Raw genomic sequence first — 1,121 nt, 5'->3', positions numbered from 1 at the left:
CATCTATGACACCATCACAAACCAGACCGCCCTCGGCGAATGGACCGAACAGGTCCGCTCCCACTTCACACCCGTTCCCTGGACAGACAGCGCCAGAGCTATTCTGGCAGCATTCGACATGACCTAACCCAAGGCCTTTTCCCACCCTTCCGTGCGTGCCGGTAGCCGCGCGGCTTCCCTTTCTCGATGTGCGACAACAGTAAAGACCCATGACGATCTGGCTCGATATCGACGATCTGCTCACCTACCTGACCCACCATAACCGGCCCAGCGGTATCCAGCGCGTCGTTTATGAACTTTCGAACGCGCTCGATGAACTGGGCGGCGATGGAATCCAGTTTGTTCGCAGGGGGGAAAACGACCGTGATCTGCAAATCATTGAATGGTCTTTCATTCAGAACCTGTTCCGGAATATCACCACCCAGGCCCAACCGCGCCCCTCACAAACAGCGCAAAAGAATACGGGACAGGACAGACCCTCACGCCGAACTTCGACGAAGCTGAATGCCCGCCCCGCACCACCACCCTTGTCCTTCGCAGCCATTGACGACATTCCCGAGGCTGCGGGGCTGCAACAGGCTCTCCGGCTTCAAAAAACCATCCTCGGCCAAGTACTGCGGCTACCGGCTTCGGTCCTGCGTATCAGTGCACGCGCTACCGAACGTCATATCCACCAGCAGCAGGATTCCTGGCAGAGGAAACGGGCCGCATGGGCAAGTCGGTGGCGGCATCTGAACCAGTCCGACCCGGTTATGCCCACGGTTATTCTCCCGACTGGTCGGAGGTTTGAAGACGTTGCACAACCCGGAGATATATTCCTGACCCTTGGCGCGCCATGGCACCGGAGGGACTACGACAGGCTCGTCCGCTGGCTGCGCGATGACCTGCGCATGTCTTATGGCCTCCTGATGTATGACCTCGTGCCAGTCCGTTGCCCCGAATGGTGTAATCGGGACATGATCCTTGCCTATACGGAATGGCATGAAAACATCCTGCCCCTGGCCGATGTCATTTTTGTCATCAGCAAGGCCACGGCTGCGGACGTGCAGTCCTATTTGACGGAACAGGACATCGGCACATCCATCACCGTCCAGCCCATTCCGCTTGGCACTGGCTTCGGC

Annotated in this window: 1 pseudogene; it reads left to right on the top strand. The window is 58.2% G+C overall.

Annotated elements, in window-relative coordinates:
* Window positions 1-209: 209 nt before the first annotated feature.
* Window positions 210-1,121, top strand: a pseudogene (locus JN414_RS16380) (hypothetical protein); the annotation flags it as partial.

Source organism: Gluconobacter sp. Gdi, assembly GCF_014132155.1.
GTDB lineage: Bacteria > Pseudomonadota > Alphaproteobacteria > Acetobacterales > Acetobacteraceae > Gluconobacter.
The sequence above is the reverse complement of the archived record's forward strand: the minus strand, read 5'-3'. Positions and strand labels throughout refer to the sequence as shown.